This window comes from Candidatus Pantoea communis (assembly GCF_011752685.1).
Taxonomy (GTDB): Bacteria; Pseudomonadota; Gammaproteobacteria; order Enterobacterales; family Enterobacteriaceae; genus Pantoea; species Pantoea communis.
In genome coordinates this window covers 135,742-158,560 of record NZ_VWXC01000011.1, presented here as the reverse complement: position 1 = coordinate 158,560, position 22,819 = coordinate 135,742, and the positions used below count along the sequence as shown (strand labels likewise).

23 protein-coding genes and 1 pseudogene are annotated in these 22,819 nt (G+C 54.7%); 13 read left to right on the top strand and 11 right to left on the bottom strand.

The genetic code is table 11. From position 1 onward, the window contains the following. The first annotated feature begins 86 nt into the window (after window positions 1–86). The 3 genes and pseudogenes from F3J37_RS15965 (at window position 87) to F3J37_RS28450 (ending at window position 3,170) form a co-directional block, all read left to right on the top strand. Window positions 87–1,385, top strand: coding sequence for a serine hydrolase domain-containing protein (locus F3J37_RS15965; RefSeq protein ID WP_166934357.1), 1,299 nt, complete (start codon window positions 87–89; stop codon window positions 1,383–1,385). 71 nt (window positions 1,386–1,456) lie between these two features. Continuing rightward, a pseudogene (locus F3J37_RS15960) lies at window positions 1,457–1,639 on the top strand (MFS transporter); the annotation flags it as partial. Window positions 1,640–1,883: 244 nt separating this feature from the next. Next, window positions 1,884–3,170, top strand: coding sequence for a methyl-accepting chemotaxis protein (locus tag F3J37_RS28450; RefSeq protein ID WP_058961052.1), 1,287 nt, complete (start codon window positions 1,884–1,886; stop codon window positions 3,168–3,170). Window positions 3,171–3,257: 87 nt separating this feature from the next. On the opposite strand, the gene F3J37_RS15950 is transcribed toward F3J37_RS28450, so the two are convergent. From F3J37_RS15950 to F3J37_RS15940, 3 genes are read right to left on the bottom strand one after another with little or no spacing between them, the layout of a single operon-like run. Continuing rightward, window positions 3,258–4,586 (bottom strand): NAD(P)/FAD-dependent oxidoreductase, encoded by a 1,329-nt coding sequence (locus F3J37_RS15950; RefSeq protein WP_166934355.1) that lies wholly within the window; start codon window positions 4,584–4,586, stop codon window positions 3,258–3,260. 18 nt (window positions 4,587–4,604) lie between these two features. Then, on the bottom strand, window positions 4,605–5,210 hold the full coding sequence (locus F3J37_RS15945) for a cupin domain-containing protein (protein WP_160867656.1): 606 nt from the start codon (window positions 5,208–5,210) through the stop codon (window positions 4,605–4,607). Window positions 5,211–5,261: 51 nt separating this feature from the next. Further along, window positions 5,262–6,011, bottom strand: coding sequence for an ABC transporter substrate-binding protein (locus tag F3J37_RS15940; RefSeq protein WP_045833160.1), 750 nt, complete (start codon window positions 6,009–6,011; stop codon window positions 5,262–5,264). 288 nt (window positions 6,012–6,299) lie between these two features. Between F3J37_RS15940 and F3J37_RS15935 the strand changes: the two genes are divergently transcribed. The 10 genes from F3J37_RS15935 to F3J37_RS15890 all read left to right on the top strand — a co-directional run bounded on the left by F3J37_RS15935 (window position 6,300) and on the right by F3J37_RS15890 (window position 15,092). Next, window positions 6,300–6,950: an amino acid ABC transporter permease gene (locus F3J37_RS15935; protein ID WP_058961056.1), complete on the top strand. Its 651-nt coding sequence runs from the start codon at window positions 6,300–6,302 to the stop codon at window positions 6,948–6,950. Window position 6,951: 1 nt separating this feature from the next. Continuing rightward, on the top strand, window positions 6,952–7,719 hold the full coding sequence (locus F3J37_RS15930; protein WP_034829813.1) for an amino acid ABC transporter ATP-binding protein: 768 nt from the start codon (window positions 6,952–6,954) through the stop codon (window positions 7,717–7,719). A gap of 287 nt (window positions 7,720–8,006) precedes the next feature. Then, window positions 8,007–8,363 (top strand): cupin domain-containing protein, encoded by a 357-nt coding sequence (locus F3J37_RS15925; protein WP_045815471.1) that lies wholly within the window; start codon window positions 8,007–8,009, stop codon window positions 8,361–8,363. Between the two features lie 212 nt (window positions 8,364–8,575). Continuing rightward, complete coding sequence (locus F3J37_RS15920; protein WP_058961058.1) at window positions 8,576–9,286, top strand: FadR/GntR family transcriptional regulator; 711 nt, start codon at window positions 8,576–8,578, stop codon at window positions 9,284–9,286. Then, on the top strand, window positions 9,273–10,439 hold the full coding sequence (locus F3J37_RS15915) for a PLP-dependent transferase (RefSeq protein WP_160867659.1): 1,167 nt from the start codon (window positions 9,273–9,275) through the stop codon (window positions 10,437–10,439). The genes F3J37_RS15920 and F3J37_RS15915 overlap by 14 nt, the downstream gene beginning before the upstream one ends. A gap of 25 nt (window positions 10,440–10,464) precedes the next feature. Continuing rightward, complete coding sequence (locus F3J37_RS15910; RefSeq protein ID WP_166934351.1) at window positions 10,465–11,736, top strand: ABC transporter substrate-binding protein; 1,272 nt, start codon at window positions 10,465–10,467, stop codon at window positions 11,734–11,736. Between the two features lie 24 nt (window positions 11,737–11,760). Then, window positions 11,761–12,684: a carbohydrate ABC transporter permease gene (locus F3J37_RS15905; protein ID WP_166934349.1), complete on the top strand. Its 924-nt coding sequence runs from the start codon at window positions 11,761–11,763 to the stop codon at window positions 12,682–12,684. 9 nt (window positions 12,685–12,693) lie between these two features. Then, window positions 12,694–13,518 (top strand): carbohydrate ABC transporter permease, encoded by an 825-nt coding sequence (locus tag F3J37_RS15900; protein ID WP_166934347.1) that lies wholly within the window; start codon window positions 12,694–12,696, stop codon window positions 13,516–13,518. 2 nt (window positions 13,519–13,520) lie between these two features. Further along, window positions 13,521–14,588: an ABC transporter ATP-binding protein gene (locus tag F3J37_RS15895; protein ID WP_166934345.1), complete on the top strand. Its 1,068-nt coding sequence runs from the start codon at window positions 13,521–13,523 to the stop codon at window positions 14,586–14,588. A 120-nt stretch (window positions 14,589–14,708) separates the two neighbouring features. After that, a complete protein-coding gene (locus F3J37_RS15890; protein ID WP_160867663.1) occupies window positions 14,709–15,092 on the top strand; it encodes a RidA family protein in 384 nt (127 codons plus the stop codon). A 36-nt stretch (window positions 15,093–15,128) separates the two neighbouring features. Here the strand turns inward: F3J37_RS15890 and F3J37_RS15885 are convergent, their stop codons facing one another. From F3J37_RS15885 to F3J37_RS15850, 8 genes are read right to left on the bottom strand one after another with little or no spacing between them, the layout of a single operon-like run. Beyond that, on the bottom strand, window positions 15,129–15,635 hold the full coding sequence (locus tag F3J37_RS15885) for a flavin reductase family protein (RefSeq protein WP_166934343.1): 507 nt from the start codon (window positions 15,633–15,635) through the stop codon (window positions 15,129–15,131). Further along, complete coding sequence (locus tag F3J37_RS15880) at window positions 15,632–16,657, bottom strand: aldo/keto reductase (RefSeq protein WP_166934341.1); 1,026 nt, start codon at window positions 16,655–16,657, stop codon at window positions 15,632–15,634. Before F3J37_RS15880 ends, F3J37_RS15885 begins: the two co-directional genes overlap by 4 nt. A 57-nt stretch (window positions 16,658–16,714) precedes the next feature. Then, window positions 16,715–17,116 carry a RidA family protein gene (locus F3J37_RS15875; protein WP_160867666.1) on the bottom strand — a complete coding sequence of 134 codons (402 nt, stop codon included), beginning with the start codon at window positions 17,114–17,116 and terminating at the stop codon, window positions 16,715–16,717. A 27-nt stretch (window positions 17,117–17,143) separates the two neighbouring features. After that, window positions 17,144–18,085 carry an ABC transporter permease gene (locus F3J37_RS15870; protein ID WP_166934340.1) on the bottom strand — a complete coding sequence of 314 codons (942 nt, stop codon included), beginning with the start codon at window positions 18,083–18,085 and terminating at the stop codon, window positions 17,144–17,146. Continuing rightward, window positions 18,067–19,164, bottom strand: a complete 1,098-nt coding sequence (locus tag F3J37_RS15865) for an ABC transporter permease (protein ID WP_166934338.1) — start codon at window positions 19,162–19,164, stop codon at window positions 18,067–18,069. The genes F3J37_RS15870 and F3J37_RS15865 overlap by 19 nt, the downstream gene beginning before the upstream one ends. Next, window positions 19,157–20,665, bottom strand: a complete 1,509-nt coding sequence (locus F3J37_RS15860; RefSeq protein WP_166934336.1) for an ABC transporter ATP-binding protein — start codon at window positions 20,663–20,665, stop codon at window positions 19,157–19,159. The genes F3J37_RS15865 and F3J37_RS15860 overlap by 8 nt, the downstream gene beginning before the upstream one ends. Window positions 20,666–20,668: 3 nt before the next feature. Beyond that, window positions 20,669–21,631 (bottom strand): BMP family protein, encoded by a 963-nt coding sequence (locus F3J37_RS15855; protein ID WP_166934334.1) that lies wholly within the window; start codon window positions 21,629–21,631, stop codon window positions 20,669–20,671. A gap of 49 nt (window positions 21,632–21,680) precedes the next feature. After that, complete coding sequence (locus F3J37_RS15850) at window positions 21,681–22,805, bottom strand: LLM class flavin-dependent oxidoreductase (protein WP_166934332.1); 1,125 nt, start codon at window positions 22,803–22,805, stop codon at window positions 21,681–21,683. Window positions 22,806–22,819: the final 14 nt, after the last annotated feature.

Below are 22,819 nucleotides of genomic sequence, written 5' to 3'. Positions count from 1 at the left end.
GAATTTCCCCCATGGGGTGATTTTAACCTCGCCCCATAGATTTCTATACTCGCCGCACTCTTAACTGCACTACAAAGGCACTTTTCATGCAACGTCACACCGTGATTAAACCCCTGCTGTTTTCTCTCTCACTAGCTGTGAGTAGCTATGCAACTGCTGCGACAGAGTGCGATGGCGTGGCGCTCACGCCCTGTCCTGCACCCTTTGATCATCAGTTACCTGACCCTCACCAGATGCTGAGCTGGAGTCAAAAAGATCGAGTAGTCGGTTTCCGTAATGATTACCGAAATTATGCGGGAGATGTGTTTCATCATGGGCAAGCGAAGCCACTGGCGCGTGCCAATAACCTGTTAGTCGATGCGCAGTATCAGGTTAATGGCCACACCTATCGCCTCGCTGATTACTTAAAACGTGAAAATGTCGCGGGCATGCTGGTGCTGAAAAACGGCAAAGTCGCCTACAAATATTTTGCCGAAGGTAATACCGACACCACCCTGTGGACCTCGCGCTCAGTGGGTAAATCGGTGGTGTCTACACTGGTGGGCATCGCCATCAAGCAGGGAAAAATTCATTCACTGGATGACAACATCACTGCATATGAACCCGAACTGAAGGGAACCGCATGGGATGGCGTAACCCTTAAACAGCTCATCCAGCACACTTCCGGCGTGGCATGGAATGAGGATTACACCAATCCGAACTCTGACTTTGCGCAGTTGACCCAGTGCGAAGCGCAAGCTGGCGCCTATGCCTGTGTGCGTAATATCGTCTCTCATCTGAAACGCGCGCATCCTGCGGGTGAACAGTGGTCTTACTCTTCCGGTGGCGCATGGTTGTTGGGGGATGTGCTGGAACGGGCAACAGGCATGTCATTGGCGGCTTACCTGCAGCAAACCGTATGGCAACCCAATGGCATGGCCAGTGATGGCGTCTGGCATGCTTACCAATCAGGAAAGCATGACGTGGGTGCTCATGGTTTCAACGCCACGCTGGAAGATTGGGGTCGCTTTGGTGAATTTATCCTCAACGAAGGTCGCCTGCACGATGGTAAGCAAATCTTGCCTGACAATTGGGTGAATGACGCAGCAACATGGACACAGGCAAAAGACTCTGTCAGTGCGGCCCATCCGGAGGGTATTTACGGTTATCAATGGTGGAATAATGCTATCCCCGCCAATGCACAACATGTCGTGCCCACTGCAGCAGAGGGGCTGAAGCACTCACTCTGGGCTCTGGGCATTTATGGGCAAATCATTATGGTTAACCGTGCAGAAAACCTGGTCATCGTACAATGGTCAACCTGGCCTCAGGCTGAACCCTCCTTCAGCGCGCAGCCACTCGAAGCGGCTCTGATGTACAGCGCGATTGCACAACAGTTGCATTAAGCCGCATTTATTCGCGCCATACAGGGGTGTGGCGCGAAAAATTGCTTGTGGGTATTAGTTTACTTTTCCTCTCATTTGTCGGTTTGGGATTGCCACCCGTACTGGGAAAACTCAAGGATATGACCCACAGTTATCATTCAGGTTTACTGGTGGTGGCGGTGGCACTGATCGCGGGTGGCGTGATTGGCATTATCGTCTCGCGACCACCAAATGATCGGTTGAAAACCCTTGCTTATCCGCAGTCTGGCAAGTGAAACGCTTTTTCATGCATTTTAGTTAAATGTTCTGGAAACCGCGCCGATAATTAAGCTACCTTTATCAAAGCGGACCGTAACCGGTCCGTTTACTACAACATCAGGCAACCAAAACTCAATATACCCAGCCTGCGTACGCGCAGAGAAGCACATTGCAAGAAAAGTGTTCAGCTGAGGAAATTCAGCGGAGCGGCAAAAGCTGCACGCATTATGTTCAATGACATAATATCGCCTGAGGTCACACATGTTTGGGGTGAAGAAATCCAGCCTTTCTCTGCCATTTTATAAAAGTGGCGATGTACTCAAAGATATCAATGCAATCAAACAACATGTGGCATGGATTGAGTTTTCGCCCAGCGGTGAAATCCTCAGCGCCAATCCGCAATTCCTTGAGGTGACCGGCTACAGCCTGCATGAGATTCAGGGACAGCATCATCGCATTTTCTGCAGCCCGGCCTACAGCCAGTCATCGGAGTACTTTGCTTTCTGGCAGACGCTGGCCTCAGGTGAATCCGTCACCGGAATTTTTGAGCGCTTTAATAAACAACGCCAACGTTTCTACCTGAGCGCAACGTACTTCCCGGTGAGCGATGATAAGGGCAAAGTCTATAAGGTGATTAAAGTCGCCAGTGATATCACTGCCCGACATGAAGAACTCGAGCATAAAGAGGCAGTGATCACCGCCCTCGACCGCTCCATGGCCGTCATTGAATTCACGCCCGATGGTCATATTCTGACAGCCAACGCGAATTTCCTGACACACATGGGTTACGAGCTCAAAACGATTGTCGGTCAACATCATCGCTTGTTCTGTTTCGATAACTTTTATCGGGAAAATCCCGAGTTCTGGCGCAAAATCGCTAAGGGGCAACACTTTGTCGGGCGCTTTGAGCGTAAGACCGCCGCAGGCGAACGTATCTGGCTGGAGGCGAGCTACAATCCGGTGTTTGATGCCGACGGCAAAGTGTACAAGGTGATCAAAATTGCTTCCGATATCACCACGCGGGTTGAAGCGGCAAAACGGGTCGCTGATATTGCCCTCACCACCTCAGAACAAACTTCGCAAATAACGGATAACGCCAACGAAGTGCTGGATGAAACCATCCGCAACTCCGGTCTGGTGGCAGTGCAGGTCAATGCCGCCACCGATATTGGCACCCAGTTAAATGCCTCGGCGAAAAGCATCAACGAAGTGGTGGAAACCATCAACCTGATAGCTTCACAAACCAATATCCTGGCGTTAAATGCCGCGATTGAAGCCGCGCGCGCAGGTGAAGCGGGGCGTGGATTTAGTGTGGTAGCGGATGAAGTGCGGCGTCTGGCGGCTTCCACCTCCAGCGCAACCAAAAAGATCACTCAAGTCGTGGAGCACAACGCCATGCTGATTCATCAGATGGAGCAGCAGTTAGGTGAAGTGAAACAGTTCGTGGTGACCGAGCAGGATAAAATCAGCGTGCTGTCACGCAGCCTGCGAGAAATAAACAGTGGCGTACATGAGTTTGTGAATGTGATTCATCGACTGGATGTTTAAGTGATCACCCATCAGCGATGCTCAGGCGGCCTGAAGGCCGCCTTTCACTTTTAACGATGCCACGATCGGTCAGTACCTGGCAGGCTTTTACATCATCTGCGGTTCGCGAATCGCATTACCTTTGGCGAAACGCGCCAGACTGTAAGGTTCAGCATCGGTGAACAACGGCTGGTTATTCACCATCTGCGCACACAATAAGCCGGCTCCAGGACCGATGCCGAAACCGTGCCCGCTGAAGCCAGAGGCGATAAACAGGCCCGGCACCGTATCCATCTCATCAATCACCGGCACCAGGTCAGGTGTGGTATCGATCCAACCCCCCCATGCATGATCGACTTTGATCCCGCTAAGCTCAGGGTAAAACTGTACCAGCAGTTGCATCGCTTCCTGCACAATCGACGGATCGCCGGCGGGATCGAGTACACGAATCTTTTCAAACGGCGATACGCCCTGATTTGACCAGGAACCTGCGGCCTCCGGGCCATTGAAGAAAGAGCCGTTGATGCGCACTTTGAGTTTTTTGGCAATTTTGCTGCGATACATCGGATAAAATTTGGTGGCATAGCGGATATTTTGCGGAGCCAGGTCGATCTGCCCACGACCGGAGAGTGCCACGGTGTAACTGCCATCCTGACGACGGCGAATGCATAATCCGCCGATGCTCAGACACCCTTTAATCACTTCCGGCGCCACCGTGGTTTTAAACGCTGTACCCAAAATATTGGCGCTCGGCAGTTCAACACCATACTGTTTGCAGAAACGTGAACTCCAGGCACCGCCACAGCAGATTACCCGGTTCGCTTTCACTAAGCCGCGCTCGGTCCACACACCGGTGACGCGCCCGCCACTGATATCCAATCCACGCACCGCGCAGTTTTGATGTACTGAAGCACCCAAATTTTTAGCACCCGTGGCGATGGCCGGTGCGGCCATGGAGGGTTCGGCACGCGCATCGCTCGGTGACCACACGCCGCCCACCCATTGGGCCTGTTCACCAATGCGCTCGCGCGTCTCTTTGCCCGTCAATAAGTGGCTAACAAAGCCGATTTGTTTCGCCTGCTTGCCCCAGGCTTCCCAGCGCGCCACATCCGCTTCACTCAGCGTGCCGTAGGTGATTCCCTGGCGGCTAAAGCCAAGGTCGAGTCCGATTTCACCGCTCAACGCCTCCCAACGCTGCAAACTGCGTATCGCCATCGGCAGCTCATACAGATCGCGATTCTGCTGGCGGACCCAGCCCCAGTTGCGTCCCGACTGCTCACCGCCAATCACGCCTTTTTCAAACAGCGCCACGGAAACGCCCTGCTTTGCCAGTTCATAACTGACGGAAGTACCAATAATCCCGCCGCCAATGACGATGACATCCACCGCGCTGGGGAAAGTTTCACTGTCTGCTACGGTATTCACGTTGATGCGCATGATGTTCAATCCTGATCTTTATAAATGTTGCTCAGAGGAAATATGCATGATCCACAACACAGTGGCGTCACTGGACGTCGGGTTAAAAATGTTGTGCGGTAGATGGCTCTGAAATTGAAAACTGTCACCGGGTGTCAAAAGCACGGTGTCACCGTCAATCTCCAGCGTCAGTTCACCCGCCATCACTAAGCCTGCTTTTTCCCCCTTCCCCATTAACATCTCAGCGGACTGCACGCCTGCCGGGATATTGATGAACATGAACTGCAAATCATGGTCGCCCGAGGGGGAAAGCATCTGTTTAGAAATGCCCTGTTTACCCACGTTAAAGTGCGGGCGTTCCGCTGCGCGCCGGACATAATGCTCAGCACCACGAGTGTGAGCTTCGGCCTCTTCCAGAAAGGCCGAAAGGGGGACTTTTAAGACCAGACGCAGTTGTTCCAGCACACGCACTGTCGGATTCGTCAGATTGCGTTCGATCTGACTGATCGCGCCAGCGGAGACATTCGCCAGCAGCGCCAGTTCAGTAATGGTCATATTCCGCGCCTTGCGCACACGTTTTACGCGGGAGCCGATATCCGCTTCCTGCGCGCCTGACTCCCCTTTGATGATCGGTTCTTTTTTCATCGGCTGAATTCCATTCGCATCCCTGTCAGCTGAGCTTAAGGGTGTCATCAATCAGGGCATGCCCCATTTGGTTTTAATCGTCTGCAACGTGCCATCCTCTTTCATGCTGGTTAACGCGCTATTAATCTGCGCCATTAAGGCATCGTTGCCTTTCTTCACGCCAAACGCCATGGGGGAAACATGCTCCGGTTTATAGCCGTCCACCACGTGCATGCCTTTTAGTCCACCGGCTTTTTCCTGCGCTTTTAATATCGGATAGTCATTTAATCCGGCCGCCACGCGACCCAGTGACAAATCTCGCGTCATATCCGCAGGGCTGTCGTAGACCTTCACTTCTTTCGCAATACCACTGGCCATCAGGCTTTGGGTATAATCGGTACCGGCCATGGTGCCTACCACTTCACCCTTAAGGTCCTGCCACGAGTTATACGCTTTTTTATTGTCATCCCGCACGATCAATCCCGCGCCAAAAGCCGTCACCGGCTGAGAGAACGTAATACGTTTCGCGCGCTCTTCAGTCGGTGTCATTCCCGCCACTATCATGTCAATCTTTCCGGCAATAACAGATTGTATCAGCGTGGAAAAAGGGATTGCGCTGTATTGGATGTCCAAATGCTCACGTTTAGCCACTTCTGCGGCCACATCCGGCATAAAACCCTCAATCTTGCCCGTTTGGGTATTGAGAAAGGTAGTGGGTGCACTCGATGGCGGTGAACCCGCGGTTAACACCGCTGCACTGGCATTGAAACTCAACGCAGCCGTAAGGCCGAGGATCATCAACGGGGAACGAATGGCAGACATGGCTCACTCCTGGGTGCAATGAAAGGGATAATGCTCTTTTTCACTATAATGAAAATTGCACACCTGCTGTCAACGATTTATTTAATGAAAATGCGCCAACTCACAAATTAACAATAAAGCCTTTGATTTCACTAAATATCACACCTATAGCTTGTTCGTATGAGCGTAATAAGTAAATGCTATCTCTGTCATGAGAGTAAAGATTGACAGCGATTTGCTATCAACGATATTCATTATAATGAATTTATCACCTGATTTTAGGGTGACACTACAAGCCAGGAGAACAAAATGGACTGGAGCAGCATCCACCAGTATCTACCCTTTTTATTGAAAGGGGCTGAAATGACGATCTATATCACCCTTTTGTCTCTGATAATCAGTACGCCATTGGGGTTGATTTTTGCCGCAGCCAAAATGTGTCCGTGGAAAATCATTTCATGGCCGATCGCCACCATCATTAATATCACGCGCGGTCTGCCGATGATTGTGGTGCTGTTTTATATCTACTTTGTCTTCCCGGATATTGGCATCACCCTCACCTCGTTTCAGGCCAGTGTCATTGGTATCGCCTTTTGCTTTTCCACTTACATCGCAGAAATATTTCGTTCCGGCATTGAATCGGTTGATCGCGGGCAGCTTGAAGCCGCGCGATCAATGGGCATGAGTTATGGCAAAGCCATGCGCCGCGTGGTGCTGCCTCAGGCTTTCCATGTTGCCTTACCCCCGTTCAGCAATACGCTCGTGATGATGCTCAAGGACTCTGCGCTTGCCTCGACCATTGCGGTGACGGAAATGACACGTCAGGGCCAGCTGATTGCTGCCTCAACCTTCGATAACACCACGGTGTACACGCTGGTGGCACTGCTGTATCTGGTGCTTTGCTTGCCGCTGCTGGCACTCACCAAGAAGCTGGAAAAACGTCAGATGAAAGGGGCTTAAGATGATTGAAATTCATGAGGTACACAAAAAATTCGGCCCCATTGAGGTGCTGAAAGGCGTGAGTTTCAAGGTCAGCGAAGGCGAAGTGGTTTGCCTGATTGGCCCTTCGGGTTCAGGTAAATCAACCATACTGCGCTGCATCAACGGCCTTGAAACCTATGAAGGCGGCGATATCACCGTACTGGGCCAGCGCGTCAACAACAAGCACAAGAGCATTAACGACCTGCGGCGTCAGATTGGCATGGTGTTTCAGCGTTTCAACCTTTTCCCGCATCGCAGCGTGCTGGAAAACGTGATGGAGGGTCCGATTCACGTCAACGGTGAATCTCGCAACGTGGCGGAAAAGCGCGCCAAAGACTTACTGGCAATGGTAGGTCTGGCTGAGAAAATCAACGCATGGCCAGCCCAGTTATCTGGCGGACAGCAACAGCGCGTGGCGATTGCCCGCACGCTGGCCCTTCAGCCCAAAGCGATCTTATTTGATGAGCCCACCTCCGCGCTTGATCCCGAATTAGTGGGTGAAGTGCTGCAGGTCATGCGCAATCTCGCCCGTGAAGGGATGACCATGATCGTGGTCACCCATGAGATGCAGTTCGCCCGAGAAGTGGCCGATCGCGTCTGCTTCCTGCACAGTGGACAGATTGTAGAACAAGGTCCCGCTGACAACCTGTTACTGCGGCCACAAGAAGCGCGCACGCAAGATTTCCTGCGCCGTGTTCTGGGTAACACCGTTGCGCAACCCTGCTCATGCTGCCAAACGCTGAGTTAGGCGGCGCTCTCCCCCCTTTCAAAGTGCAGGCAGGCGTCGCCTGGAACCGGCTCAGATGGCTGATCGGGGGTGAATGGACGCCGCCTCCCACTTGCAGCGTGAAGCATGGTGAGGAAACAAAAGTTTCTGCCAAAGCCGTGCGAATAATCATTCAAATATGTTATTCGCACGGCAATAAGTCCCCTCAGGTTTTACTGCAATCGCTTAATCTGTATTGAGTTTATTCTCCAATGCACTTTGCCATTGTGGTGAGTGCTATTTGTCACTGCTTACAGGAAAAAGAACTGATGAAAGTGCAAAAAATTGAACAGCCGGCGTTAATTGAAACAATGGAACCCTGGGGCAGCGTGGAAGGCTTACCGGGCAGCGGCACTATTGCCCTTTCCGGTATCCAGAAAGTGATTCCCGGCAAAGAAGATATCGATACGGGTATATTTGAATGCGCAGCAGGTTCTTATCGTCGCTCAGTGAAACAGGCTGAAATTATGCATTTTCTTAACGGCACAGGTTCATTTACTCCTGATGGCGAAGCAACCCTAAATTTTAAACCGGGCGATTCGTTTTTCTTCGAAGCCAATACTGAAGGGACCTGGGTAATTGAAAACACGATGCGTAAACTGTATGTGATTTTTGATGCCAGCTAGTTTATTTCCGCATTTATAAATGGCGCGTTAATTCGCGCCTTTTTTATATCCTTGCTGTGACATCCCGGTGCATATTTTTTCGCCTTGCACCAGTAAAACTCAGATCTCCTGCTTATTACTGCCCAGAAACGTCAATTAAATCAGGCATAAAAATAATGGCACGCGCCTTGCTATGAAATTGGTAGAGATGTTGGACCAATTAAGGCAGCGCTATGCAATCCCCTTTTGAGCTTCAACCGATAACCACACCGCGCAGTGACACGCTGATTCTTGATGCACTCACGCGTTTTATGGCGCAATCCGGCGCGCAGCCGGGGAGTCGCTTACCGCCTGAACGCGAACTGGCGGAGAAACTCGGGGTGAGCCGCAACACCGTGCGTGAGGCGTTAAAACGCTGGGAAGCACTGGGCATCATTCTGCGTAAGAAAGGCAGCGGCACGTTTTTGCAGGCAGATGTCGGCATCAACGACAGCTTCCTCTCGCTGCGATTCAAAAATGACTCCGCCAATATGCTGCACGCGCTGGAGGTCCGTCGCATTATCGAATCAGAATCCTGTGTGCTCGCTGCACAGCGTGCAAGCGCCGAAGACCTGCTGGAAATCGAACAGCGATTGATAGAAATGGAGCGCGTGCATCTGGCGGTAGGCTCAGCCGGTGCCGAAGACTGGGCCTTTCATACCAGCATTTATCGCGCTTCCGGCAATCCTTTACTGCTGCAAATGCTCAACGGCATTTACGACAGCATGCACGCCTTTTTTGAATCGCCACCGGAGCAGGCACTGTTTGCCGACTCCTTCCCGTTACACCGCGATCTCTTCAATGCCATTTGCCAGCGGGATGGTGAAGCCGCGCGCGCCATTTGCCATCAAATTCTCGATATCACTGAACGCGACATGAAGGATGTCATCAATGCCAAACGATAAACCGGTCTCGCAACAAACACTTTTGTCCCATGATTTACGCCATGAAAAAGGCGCGGTCACCCCGCCGATCTACCAATCGTCACTGTTCACCTTCAGCGATTACGACAGCATGATTGCCCGCTTCCGTGGCGAAAGCGATCAACCGCTCTATTCGCGCGTCGATAATCCCACGGTCCGAGCGCTGCAGGAGAAAGTTGCCGCACTGGAAGGGGGCGAGGCTTGCCTGGCGTTCGGCAGCGGCATGGCCGCCATCAGCAATGCCATTCTCAGCGTGCTACAACCCGGCGCAAAAGTGGTGTGTGTCAATCACGTCTATCCCGATACGTATCGCTTCCTGCGTGGCTTCTGCCAGCGTTTTGGTATCACCACCGAGTTCGTCGATGGTGATGATGAAGAGGCAATTCGTGCCGCGCTGCCGGGTGCCAGCCTGCTCTACCTGGAAAGTCCGGTGAGTTGGGTGATGAGCGAGTTGGACCTGAATAAACTGGCCACGCTGGCGCGTGATGCTGGTGCGGTCACCATTATCGATAACAGCTGGGCGTCGCCGATTTTCCAGCAGCCGTTACTGTGTGGGATCGACATCGTGGTGCACTCGGCATCGAAATACATCAGCGGGCACAGTGATGTGGTGGCCGGCCTGGTCATTGCCAGTCAACAGCACATCGGCAATATCGCACGCCACATCAGCCCCTTCCTCGGCGGCAAGCTATCGGCGCATGAAGCCTCATTGCTGATACGTGGTCTGCGCACGCTCCCCCTGCGCATGAAGCAGCATCACCAAAGCGGTATGGAACTGGCGCAAAAGTTGAGTGCCCATCCACAGGTTACGGCAGTGTGCCATCCCGGTTTGTCCCCCAAATCCTGGTCATCGCTGCGCGGCTACAGTGGCCTGTTTGCGTTTGAAGTGACCGAACAAATCGATATCCCCGCCTTCTGCAACGCCTTGCACTATTTCCATATGGGGGTGAGTTGGGGTGGATTCGAAAGTCTGGTGATGCCCGCCATCTCAGTCATCAATCAAGCCAGCGAATTTAACTCAGCCGTTGATTTCGGCGTCTCGCCACGTTTGATCCGCATCTCGATTGGTCTGGAAGAGACCGAAGACCTCTGGAACGACCTGCAACAGGCGCTGGCTACCGCAACCCGCGCATAATCACTCACTCCCAGGAGAAGCTGCAATGACGACTCGTTTTGCGATTAACGCACTGGTTTTAGCCATTGGATTGGGTTCAGCACTCAGCAGTATGGCGGCAAAATTAACGGTGGTGGAAGTGATTACCAGCCCGCCCCGCACTGAACTGCTGCAGAAGATGCTGACCGAATACAAAACCCAGCATCCCGGCACGGAAATTGAGCTGATCTCGCTGCCGTGGGGTCAGGCGTTTGAGAAATTAGGCACCATGCTGCAAAGCGGGCAAGTACCCGATGTGGTGGAAATGCCCGACACCTGGCAAGGGCTGTATGCCAGCAACAATATGCTGGAAGATTTAGAACCGCGCCTGAAAAATTGGGATGGCACCGCCCAGTTAACCGATAAAACGCTGGCGATGGCGCGTGCCGCCAATGGCAAAGCCACCATGATCCCTTACGGCTTCTACCTGCGCGCCCTGTTCTGGAATAAGAAACTCTTCCAGCAGGCCGGATTGAGCGAGCCGCCAAAAACCATGGATGAGTTTGCCAGCGATGCTAAACGCATCAGCCAGTTGGGTAACGGCATCAGCGGCTATTGTATGCGCGGCGGCGTCGGCGGCACCAACGCCTGGATGATGTTTATGGCGGCAATGAACGGCTCACCGGATTTCTTCGATAAATCCGGCAACAGTACTCTGACTCAGCCAGGGGCGATCAAAGGGGCGCAGTTGCTGGTCGACATGTACAAACAAGGCGGCGCGCCAAAAGACAGTGTGAACTGGGGCTTTAACGAAATCGTCTCCGGTTTCTATTCCGGCAAGTGCGCCATGCTCGATCAGGACCCCGATGCGCTGATTGCGATTAAAAACAGCATGGCCGCCGATGATTTTGCCGTTGCACCGATGCCTGTCGGGCCGTCGGGTAAAGCTTTCCCTACTATTGGTTATACCGGCTGGGCGATGTTTAAACAGGGCAAACAAAAAGATCTCGCCTGGCCACTCATCACCTTCCTGAGTAATAAGACCAACAACCTCGCGTGGGCAAAATTTGTTGGCACCCTGCCGATTTATAAAGGCGCAGAGCAGGATCCTTTCTATCAAACACCGCAGTTTGCCGGCTGGTTTAAAGAGTTAAACGATCCGAACTATGTGCCGTTGACCATGCCGACACACCTGAAAGGCTGGGGTTACTTTAACTCGGTGATTGTGAAAGAGAGCAGCCAGGAAACCCTGCTGGGTGAAAACGACACCGAAGACATGGTGAAAGACTGGGCTAAATATTTGACCAAAGAGCAGAAAAGCTGGCTCGCCACGCAGTAATCACCGATCGCGCGGAGAACAATGATGATGTTAGAAACCTCACTTGATGCCCGCTCACCGCGCCCGCGCTACACGCGCTGGATGCGGCTGGCTGAGCCGTGGTTTTATCTTTCGCCGGGACTGTTGCTGATCGCCTTGTTTATTTTTGTGCCGATGGCGATCGGCATTTCCTACGCGTTTCAGAGCATGAATCTGCTCAATCCGATGGATAGCGGGTGGGTGGGCTGGGAAAACTTTGCCGAAATGTTTGACGATCGGCGCTTTTTTAAAGCACTCGGTCACACGCTGAACTGGACGCTCAGCTCACTGCTGTTGCAGTTTATCTTCGGTATGGCGTTAGCGCTGCTGCTTAACCGCGAATTTCGTTTTCGTCGCTGGGTGCAGGCGCTGGTGTTTCTGCCCTGGGCGGTGCCCGCCTTTCTCTCCGGCCTGACCTGGTCCTGGCTGCTTAACCCGGTGGTTGGCCCGTTACCACAGTGGCTGAGCGATCTCGGGTTACTGAGCGAGCCATACAATATCTTGTCCGATCCTCAGTTGGCCATGTGGGGACCGATCATTGCTAACGTCTGGTTTGGTATTCCGTTTTTTGCCATTACCCTGCTGGCCGCTTTGCAATCCATCCCGAAAGATCTGTATGAAGCGGCTTCGATTGACGGTGCCAGCGGCTGGCAACAATTCTGTCGCGTCACGCTGCCCTTCCTGGCACCGATGATCGCCATCACCGTGATGCTACGTACCATCTGGATCGCCAACTTCGCCGATCTGATCGTGGTGATGACCGACGGTGGCCCCGCCGGATCCACCTCGATTCTCTCCAGCTACATCTTCACCACCGCCTATCGCAAACTCGATTTTGGCTATGCCTCGGCAATGGCGGTGTTTCTGTTACTGCTGATGACCTGCTACGCGCTGGTTTTGCTGCGCATTCGTCATCAACTGTTGAAATAAGGAGGCGAAATGAAACTGTTACCCATGATTGGCCATCGCCTGAGTATTGGCCTCTACCTGCTGTTTGCCCTGTTTCCGCTCTACTGGATCATTAAGATTTCAGTCACACCGGATCAGCTGCTGTTCAGCCAGGGCGTGACACTGTTGCCGGGCGGCTTCACTTTAGGCCACTTTCAAAAAGTGCTCACCGACAGTGATTTCCCCACCTTCTTCAGCAATAGTCTGATCGTCTCTTTCAGCACCGCATTCCTGACCACGCTGATTGCTGCTGGTGCCGGCTATGCATTTTCGCGTTTTCACTTTCGCGGCAAGATGGTGATGGCGGCGCTGCTGTTGTTCACGCAGATGTTCCCGTTGGTGATGATCATCGCCCCAATTTATCGCGTGATGGCCCCGCTCGGCCTGACCAACAGTCTGCTGGGTCTGGTGCTGATTTACACCGCCTTTAACGTCCCGTTTGCCACCTTTTTGATGCAGTCATTCTTTGATGCCATCCCCAAAGATCTGGAAGAGTCTGCGATGCTCGAGGGCTGCACACGTTTTCAGGCGCTGTATCGGGTACTGGTTCCGCTGACGTTACCGGGCATGGCGGCAACGCTCGGCTTCGTGTTTACCGCGGCATGGAGCGAACTGCTGTTCTCGCTGATGCTGATCAACAAAAACGAAGTGATGACCTTCCCGGTGGGTTTACTCAGCTTCGTCTCCAAATTTGCCGTTTCATGGGGTGAAATGATGGCAGCCGCCGTAATGGCGCTGATTCCTGCCTGTCTGTTCTTCGCCTTTATTCAACGATATCTGGTTCAGGGTCTGACCGCTGGCGCGGTTAAGGGGTAAACATGGCAGAAATTACACTGGCGCAGATCGACAAACGCTACGGCAATGTTGAAGTCCTGCGCGATATCAACCTCACGATTAACGATGGTGAGTTCGTGGTGTTGGTCGGGCCGTCCGGCTGTGGCAAATCCACCTTACTGCGCACCATTGCGGGTCTGGAACTGGCGAGTAGCGGCGATCTCCGCATCGGAAAACGACTGATGAATGATGTCGCCCCGAAAGATCGTGATATCTCAATGGTGTTTCAGAGTTATGCGCTCTACCCGCACCTGACGGTGGCACGCAACATGGGCTTTAGCCTCGAAATCCAGAAACGCCCGCGTGCGGAGATTGAGGAGAAAGTGAAGCGAGCGGCGGATATCCTTAATCTTTCACATCTTCTGGATCGTCGTCCCAAAGAACTGTCCGGCGGCCAGCGCCAGCGTGTGGCGATGGGACGCGCGATCGTGCGCCAGCCGCAGGTCTTTCTGTTTGATGAACCGCTCTCCAATCTGGATGCACAACTGCGCGGCAAGATGCGCGTCGAGATTAAACGCCTGCATCAGCAGATGAACAACACTATCGTGTATGTCACGCATGATCAGGTTGAGGCGATGACGCTGGCCGACCGGATTGTGGTGCTGAACCACGGAGTTATCCAACAAGTCGGCACACCACTGGAACTGTATGACACGCCAGCCAACAAGTTTGTCGCCAGCTTTATCGGATCACCGTCGATGAACTTTATCAACGGCGTTGTCACCCCGAATGGCGTGCGCATCGGCGACAGCGCGCTACTGCCGGCAAACCCGGCATGGGTCAATCAGCCTGAAGGTCGTGAAGTCATTTATGGCATCAGACCTGAAAACATCGCACTGGCTTCATCAGGTTCTCCACACGCGCTGCCACTGGAGGTTTCTCTCGTCGAACCCACCGGTTTATCCGAGCTCATCCACGGCAACTTATTCGGGCATGAGGTGATGCTGTTTACCACCCAACGTTCCGGTGCCGCAGCAGGCGATATGATTGCCGTTGAAGTGGATTATGCGCGTGCGATGCTGTTCGATGCCGCGTCACAAAAGCGTTTGTAACCGCCGCCGTGTTGCTTTAGCGGCAATGCGGCGTTGCCAGGATACCTTTACCCGGCAACGCGCACGGGTGATAGCCTTGAAGCGAGAACATTCGCGAACGAAACAGGGTTAAGGAGCGTTATGAGCATTATCAATCCCGCCGGTTTGAAGGCGCGCAGCTATTACAATCACGTAAAAATTCGTCCCGGAACGCCGGTGTTCCCTACCGGGCAAGTCGCGTGGGATGAAGAAGGAAACGTGGTCGGCATTGGAGATATGCAGCAGCAGGTCGAACAGGTGTATGCCAATATCGATCGTTTGCTGGAGGGGCTGGGTGCACAGCGTGACTGGATTGTGCGCACCACCACTTATGTCACCGACCTGGCGCTGGTGCCGCATATTCATCCGGTGCGCCAGCGCTTCTTTGAAGGACTTGAGTTACCTGCCAGCACGCTGTTTCAGATCTCTGCGCTCGCCGAACCGGAATTGCTGTTGGAAATTGATGTGGTAATTATGTTGCCCTGAACATAACGGGAGGCACTTGCCCTCCCGTTCTTTAAGTTACAGCGCTGAGAGTTGATGGAACCCCCGGTCGTGATACAACAGCGGTTGCCCATCACTATTGGGGTGCGCCACGTGGGTCACCTCGCCAAGAAATATCGCGTGCGTATGCAAGTCAACGGTATTAACTAATTTGCAGCTAAACGCCACCAGCGCATCCGCCGCCACTGGCGAACCTTCAGCATCCTGATGCCATTCACCTGTTGCAAAGCGTTCCGCACGACGCGCTGCGGTACTGAAAATATCCACTAATCCCAGCGCATCAGCCGCCAATACGTTGACGCAAAAATGGCCGCTACGCTGAATCAGTTCAAACATCGAAGCATTGCGATTGACACACACCAACAGCGTGGGGGGGGCAGCGCTGACCGACGTCACCGCCGTGGCGATCATCCCGCCCGGCTGTTGTTGATCAGCGCTGGTAATCAGGCAGACGCCCGCCGCCAGTTGGCGCATACCGCCGCGATAGGCTTCGGCGATGTCCGGCATCAGAAGTGAATCTGTCATTCTACACCTGCTGCAAATCGACCGACGATGCGGCCTTCAATCGGATGATGGGGATCGACCGGTCCGAGGCTGGTGCCTTTACCCGGTGATACCAGACGGTCGCAGAACATTTCATCTTCTTCGGACCACGGACAATCCAGCGCGGCAATGCCCTCACGCCACTGTTCAAAAGTGCGCGGTCCCACCAGCGTGCTGGTCACCAACTGATTGCGCATTACCCACTGTTGCGCGAAGTGCGCGGGTTGGCGTCCGGTGCGTTCGGCATAAGTCGCTAACTCAGTGGCCATCTGCAACGACTCCGGACGCCATTCGGCTTCCAGCATGCGCGGATCGGCGCGCCCGGCGCGACTTGTGCTGTCCGGGGCTTCACCAACGCGGTATTTGCCGGTGAGAATGCCGCGTGCCAGCGGGCTGTAACACACAATTCCAACGCCAAAATAGGCGGCTGAAGGCAGAATCTCCACTTCGGCTTCACGGTTCGCGAGGTTATACAGCGGCTGAGTGGCAACTGGCCCGGCAATCCCCGCTTCACGTGCCAGACGCACGGTTTCCACCAGACGCCAGGCTTTGAAATTCGACACGGCAAAGTAGCCGATCTTCCCTTCACGGATCAGGTCGGCAAAGGCCAGTACCATCTCTTCCAGCGGCGCAGCGAAATCTGCTTTGTGCATGTAGAGCACGTCAATGTAATCGGTGCCCAGACGCGTCAGAGAACCGTGCACCGCCTCGCGAATCCATTTACGTGACATACCGCGTTGATTCGGGCCATCCCCCATCGGGTTGCCCACTTTCGTCGCCAGCACCCAACGATGGCGATCGGCAGCGATGGCACGTCCCACCACGCGTTCTGATTCGCCTTTGTTGTACATATCAGCGGTATCGATGAAGTTGACCCCGCTGGCGCTGGCATCGGCGATGATGCGCTGGGCTGTGGCTTCATCGGTGGCTCCACCAAACATCATGGAACCGAGGCAAATTTCGGACACTTTTAGCCCGCTGCGCCCGAGATAACGGTATTGCATGCAAACATCCTCAATAGTGAGTGGTGTTCAGTGAAGTGCGGCCCTGGAGCCGCCCATTTATGCGGGGATCACTGCCGTGGTGGCGATCTCAACCAGAAACTCCGGTCGTACCATCTCCAACTTGACGCAGAACCGTGCGGGTAAAATCGCCGGGAAATAGCTGACGTAGATCTCATTGAACTTGTGGTAATCCTCCAGATTGCGCAGAAAGATCTGGTTCATCACCACGTGATCCATACTGCTGCCTGCCGATTCCAGCACCACTTTGATACTGTCAAGCACGCGGCGTGTTTGCACCTCAATATCGCCCACCCCCACCAGGCCACCATCAATGGGGTCGGTGGACAACATGCCGGCCACATACACGTGATTGCCTGCTTTAATACCCCAGTTCAGGTGATTAAGACCCGTTGCGGTTTTGCCGATAATCCAGCCTTCTGGATTGATTGCCTGATTCATCTGTCACTCCTGTTAGTTGAAAATGCACTAGCGCCCGTTGCCGCGCAGGAACGGACGCCCTAAATCACCCGGTGCCGCACCTGCCTTGCCCATCATGATCCAGGCGATCAGTGCAACAGCAAAGGGCATCGCCATCAGTAGCGAGGGCGCAATGTTGACGCCCAAATATTGCCCCTGGAACTGCAGGGCTTCGAGCAGGCCCAGCACCATCGCGACCAGCAGCACGCGCAGTGGCATCCAGCGCGCAAAGAGGGTAATGGCGATGGCCAGATAGCCGCGACCGGCGGTCATGTTGTCAACGAAGGTGCCCCCAGAGGCGACGATACACAGATACGCGCCGCCCAGCCCGGCCATCAGACCGGTAAACAGGGTGGCGCTAAAACGAATACGCAACACCGAGTGCCCGGCCGCATCGGCGGCCAGCGCATTTTCCCCGACGGCACGCAGCAGCAAGCCAGCACGGCTGAAGCGCAACACGCCCCATAGCACCAGCGCCACCAGCACCGCCAGATAAAACACCGGGCTTTGGGAAAACAGCGCGCGTCCCACCACCGGAAGATCGGACAACCCCGGCAGTTTCAGCATGGATACCGCACGCATTGAACCTGCTGGCGGTGCACCGCTGAGCCACAGCTGACGCATCAGCGAAGTCGCCCCAATGGCAAACAGGTTAAAGCCAATACCCATCACGATTTGATTAGCCCGCGCGATCACCGTGCCCAATGCCAGCAGCAGCGCCGCCACGCATCCGCCGAGCATGCCCACGACTAGCGCAAGCACGGGCGAACCGCTCCACATCAGCCCTAGCGCGGAACTCGCCGCGCCAAACAGCATCAATCCTTCTAGCCCGATGGTGAACACACCGGCGCGCTCAGAGATCGTTTCCCCTAATGCCGCCAGCAGCACCGGGACACACAGTCGCAAGCCGCCAGCCAGAAACAGCGCCAGCGTTACAGTGTTGAATTCCATACCGGCCTCCCTTTAACTAACATCACGCCACTTAACACCGCCAGAATCAGAATCGGCATGCCGCCGAGCACATCCGCCAGCGCGGCCGGAATCGAGAAGGTGCTTTGCAGCGCCAGCGCCGCACTGTTAATCGCCCCGAAATAGAGGGAGACGATCACCGCCCCAATCGGCTGTAATCCGGCAAGAAATGACACCGCCAGTCCTTCGAAGCCCAGCCCGGAAGAGAAGCCATCAATCAGGCGATACTGCACGCCAAGGACTTCAAAAGTGCCCGCCAGCCCACTCACCGCACCCGAAATCGCCATGCTGGAGAGCACGGTTTTGGCGGCTGACTGCCCCTGCAATTTCACAAAGCGCGGGCTCTGTCCACTGGCCCGCAGCTTGAGACCAAACGCGGTGTGATTGAGCATTACCCACACCGCCAGCGCGATCAGCAGTGCGAGGAAGACGCCGGCGTGCAATCGCGCCCCCTCAATCAGCGGCTGAAACACCCCATCGGCGGGAATTTGCGCGGACATATTGAAGTTGGAGCCCAGCGGACGCATCGGCCCCTGCACCAGATATTTCAGCGTGTAGATGGCGATGAAATTCATCATCAGAGTGACGATGATTTCATCCACGCCGCGCCACACTTTCAGCAGCGCCGGAATTGCGCCCCAAAGGGCTCCACACAGTGCACCGCTCAGGATGGCGAAGGGAAGCAGCGCGGGCCCCAGGTCACCGAAGGCGAGGAATGGCAGCATGGCGCCAATCGCCCCCATCTGCAGTTGCCCTTCACCGCCGAGGTTGAACATGCCTCCCCGAATGGCGATTAATGCGCCCAGCGCGACCAGCAGGCGCGGCGTCATAAACACCAGCGTGTCGGAGAGCGCGCGTACTGAACCAAACGCGCCGTCAAAGGCGGTGCTCATCGCACGTTGCATCGGCACGCCGAGCGCGGTGATGAGCGCCAGCCCGATAATTAGCGATCCGACAAAAGCACTCAGCGTGACCCACAGCGATCGCGAAGCGCTCAGCTGCGCTAATGCCCGACGCAATCCCGCGCGGGTCTCGGTTAAGGCGCTTAATGATTCAGACATGAACTTCTCCTGCACCTTGTAAAGAGAGACTACGGCCCGATGTCATCAGCGTGCCGATGCGTTCAATATTCATCGCTTCGCCCGTGACTTCGCCTGTTATCCGCCCGCCATTCATCACCACAATGCGATCCGACACGCGAATCAGTTCTTCGATGTTGGAGGAGATAATCAGCACCGTGGTGCCCGCATCCGCAGCATCGGCCAGACGCATCAACACTGCTTCAGCGGCGGCCAAATCCAGACCGCGCGTCGGCTGATACACCACGATGATCGAGGCATCTTGTGCCATGGCGCGCGCCACGACGATTTTTTGCTGATTACCGCCCGATAACGAACGGGCCGGGCTGGCGTGTGAATGCGTACGAATGTCGGACTGGGTGATCATCTCGCAGGCGCGCTGAGCAATCGCTGAGTGGTCGAGCAGCCCGAAGCGGCGATAGTGTCCCTGCATAATGTCGGGATAGAGCAGATTGTGAGACACCGGCAGATCGAGGGATAACCCTTCGTGATGACGATCTTGTGGCACCAGCGCCAGCGTTACCTGTGTATCACTGCGTTGAATTTCACCGCTGTCCGGAACAGACTCCCCGGCCAGTAGCGCAAACAGTTCGCTTTGACCATTACCTTCCACACCCGCTACGCCCACCACCTCGCGCGCCGCTAAGCTGAGGTTAATGTCATGCAAACCCGGCGAGCCGCTGCCCGGGCGTACATTCACCCCTTGAATGTTCAGCTGTTCTCCGCCCGCAAGACGCTGCGCGCCCAACCGTGTGCCGCTGCTGACAGTGCGTCCTACAATTTTCTCGACCAGCTGTTCTGCACTGCACGCCGCCGTCAGCCCGCTGCCGTTGGTTTTACCGCGACGCAGCACGGTATAGCGATCGGCGTGGGCCAGCACTTCATCGACGTTGTGCGTCACCACCGCCACCGCCGTGCCTCTATCGGTGATGCGGCGCAACGTGGCGTAAAGTGCGCGGATTTCAACCGGCGTAAGAATGGTGGAGGGTTCATCCAGCAAAAGCACGCGCGTGTCATTCACCAGCGCCTTGAGGATTTCCACACGCTGCTGTAATGCCAGCGGTAAATGCCCCACAATCGCGTTAGGGTCGAGATCCACGCCATAACGCTGCATAAAGGCGCGAATCTCTGCGTGACGCCGTAACGTTTTTCGCTGCGCGCCTCGCGCCACCAGCGCCAGATTCTCGGCCACGCTAAACGGCGCCACCAGCTTGAAATGCTGATGCACCATGCCAATACCGTTGGCGATGGCGTCAGCAGGCCGCCGATGAATCACCTGCCGTCCGCCCATCAGTACCCCGCCGGCGCTAGGTTCGTGCACGCCATACAGAATGTTCATCAGCGTGGATTTGCCCGCTCCGTTCTCACCCAGCAGCGCGTGAATCTCACCGGGAAACAGCGACAGTGACACGTTCTCCAGTGCGACGAAGCCGTTGGGATAGCGCTTCGAAACATGATCGAGTTCGATAAGCGGGCTGCTCATGCACTACTCCTCAATCTTCACTTTGCCGGACTTCAGGTCAGCGATAACCTGAAACACCTTGTCCTGCACCGATTTGTCGACGTGCGCAAACGGCGTCGAAAGCGTCCAGCCATTGGTGGAGAGGTTCTCGGTGATGATGCGGTTACCTAATTGGTGATCGGCATAGTGTTTGCCAATATCCGCATAGGATTTTTCAAAGTTCATCACCGTTGAGGTCATGATTGAGTTCGGGAAGGATTTCGATTGATCGGTGTAGGAACCAATGGTCAGCACGCCCTCTTCATCCGCCGCCTGCTGGATACCCGCGTCGGCGGTATCGGCAGAGGGAATCACAAAGTCTGCACCGCGTGCGATGGCGCCAGTGGCGATCTCTTTGGCGCGCGCCACGTCGGTAAACGAGCCGACATAAGCAGAATCCACCTGCACTTTCGGGTTCACATAAGCGGCACCTTTCTTGATGAACTGCACCGTGCGTTCCGCAGACGGAATAGGTTCACCGCTGATCACCGCAATGTGCCCGTTTTTGCTGGCGCTGGCGGCTAATGCGCCGAGCACAAAGCCGTATTCATCCCAATCCACGGACCACGCCGAGTAGTTTGGCAAGTTGGCGGTAGACCCCTCGTAGGAATACAACACGAACTGGGTGTTCGGGAACGATGGCGCGACTTCTTTGATGGCCGCCGAATAGCCCGAAGAGTGCGCGATAATTAACTTCACGCCATCGGAAGCCAGTTGACGTAATACCGACGGTGCCGCTTCATAAGTGGTGTGCTCAAGATAGCTGGGCGCAAAGCCCTGTTTATCCGCCATGGATTTAAACGCGGCATAGCCCGCCATATCCCAGGAACCCTGTGTCACCGTTTGCGTGAACAGACCTGCCACGCGTGGTTTGCTCTCATCCGCCTGAATCGTACTGCTCGCCAATACCGCAGCCACAGCAACAGCCACCATCATCTTTATTCTCATCGTTTGACTCCCGGTAAAGTGATTTAAGTTTTTGGCAGAGGGAATTCCTCTACGAAGCGGTCATGGATTTCTGATAAGCGCGGGCATGCGTACTCACGCCGTGGTGCTCCAGCACTTCCAGCACGTCGGTGCCGACAACGCGCAGGTCATCGATAAAGTCGGGCACGATCACCGTCACGCCATCCAGCTGTGCGCCCTTCACAATCGCAGCCAGCTTGTTGCCGATGGTTTCTGCTGACCCCACCAGCGCGGCACGCGTCATGGAGTTACGCTGTTCCCCCTGCGAAACAAAGCGCTGCGCCATGGTGTTCTGTTTAAAGCTCTTATCACCGGAGTACTCGCGCGTCTGGTTATCAAGCGCGATGGTGTCGACACCGGCGTCATACAGCGCCACACGTTCACGTGCTTCTGCATCGGTGGCGCCCGGTACGATGGTAAACAAGCCGTAGGTTTTGAAATCCGGCTTGCCCTGCTGCATCGCCAGCTCTTTGGCACGCAATCCGGTTTTGATGAAATCATCATGATCGGAACCCAGCATAAAACTGCCGGTGCAGTGCTCCATGGTGAACAGAAAACCGCGATCCGACGCGCCTGCGCAGATAATCGGCGGCGGCGAAACCGGTTTAGGATTCGACATGCAGTCGGTCAGCTGATAATGCTTGCCCTGATGATCGACACGATCCTCAGTCCACAAGCGCTTCAGCACCGTCAGCCACTCAGCCGCCAGTTCATAACGCTCGGCGTGGTCGAGATCCATCCATAAGCCCATCTGTCCCTGATCGGTTGGGTTCGAACCCGATACGATGTTGAGGCCAAAACGTCCTTTGGAGATTTGATCCAATACGGCGGTCATTTTTGCCACCACCGCAGGATGAAACACCATGGTGTGCACCGTGCCCCAGACACCAATTCGGCTGGTGGCTTCGGCCAGGCCCGCCATGGTGGTTAAACTTTCCAGCGTGACGTCCCAGTGTTGGGATGGACCGCCGTAGCCGCGCCATTTGGCCATCGACAGCGCGAAATCAAACCCCAGCTGTTCCGCCAGAATCGTCACTTGTTTGTTGTAGTCGTAAGTGGCAGGCAGCTGCGGGCTGGTGGTCGAGGTGATCCAACCGCCGTTGCCCACCGGCAGAAACACGCCGAATTCCACGTTGCGTTGATCAGATTGGCTCATGTGACACTCCTTCA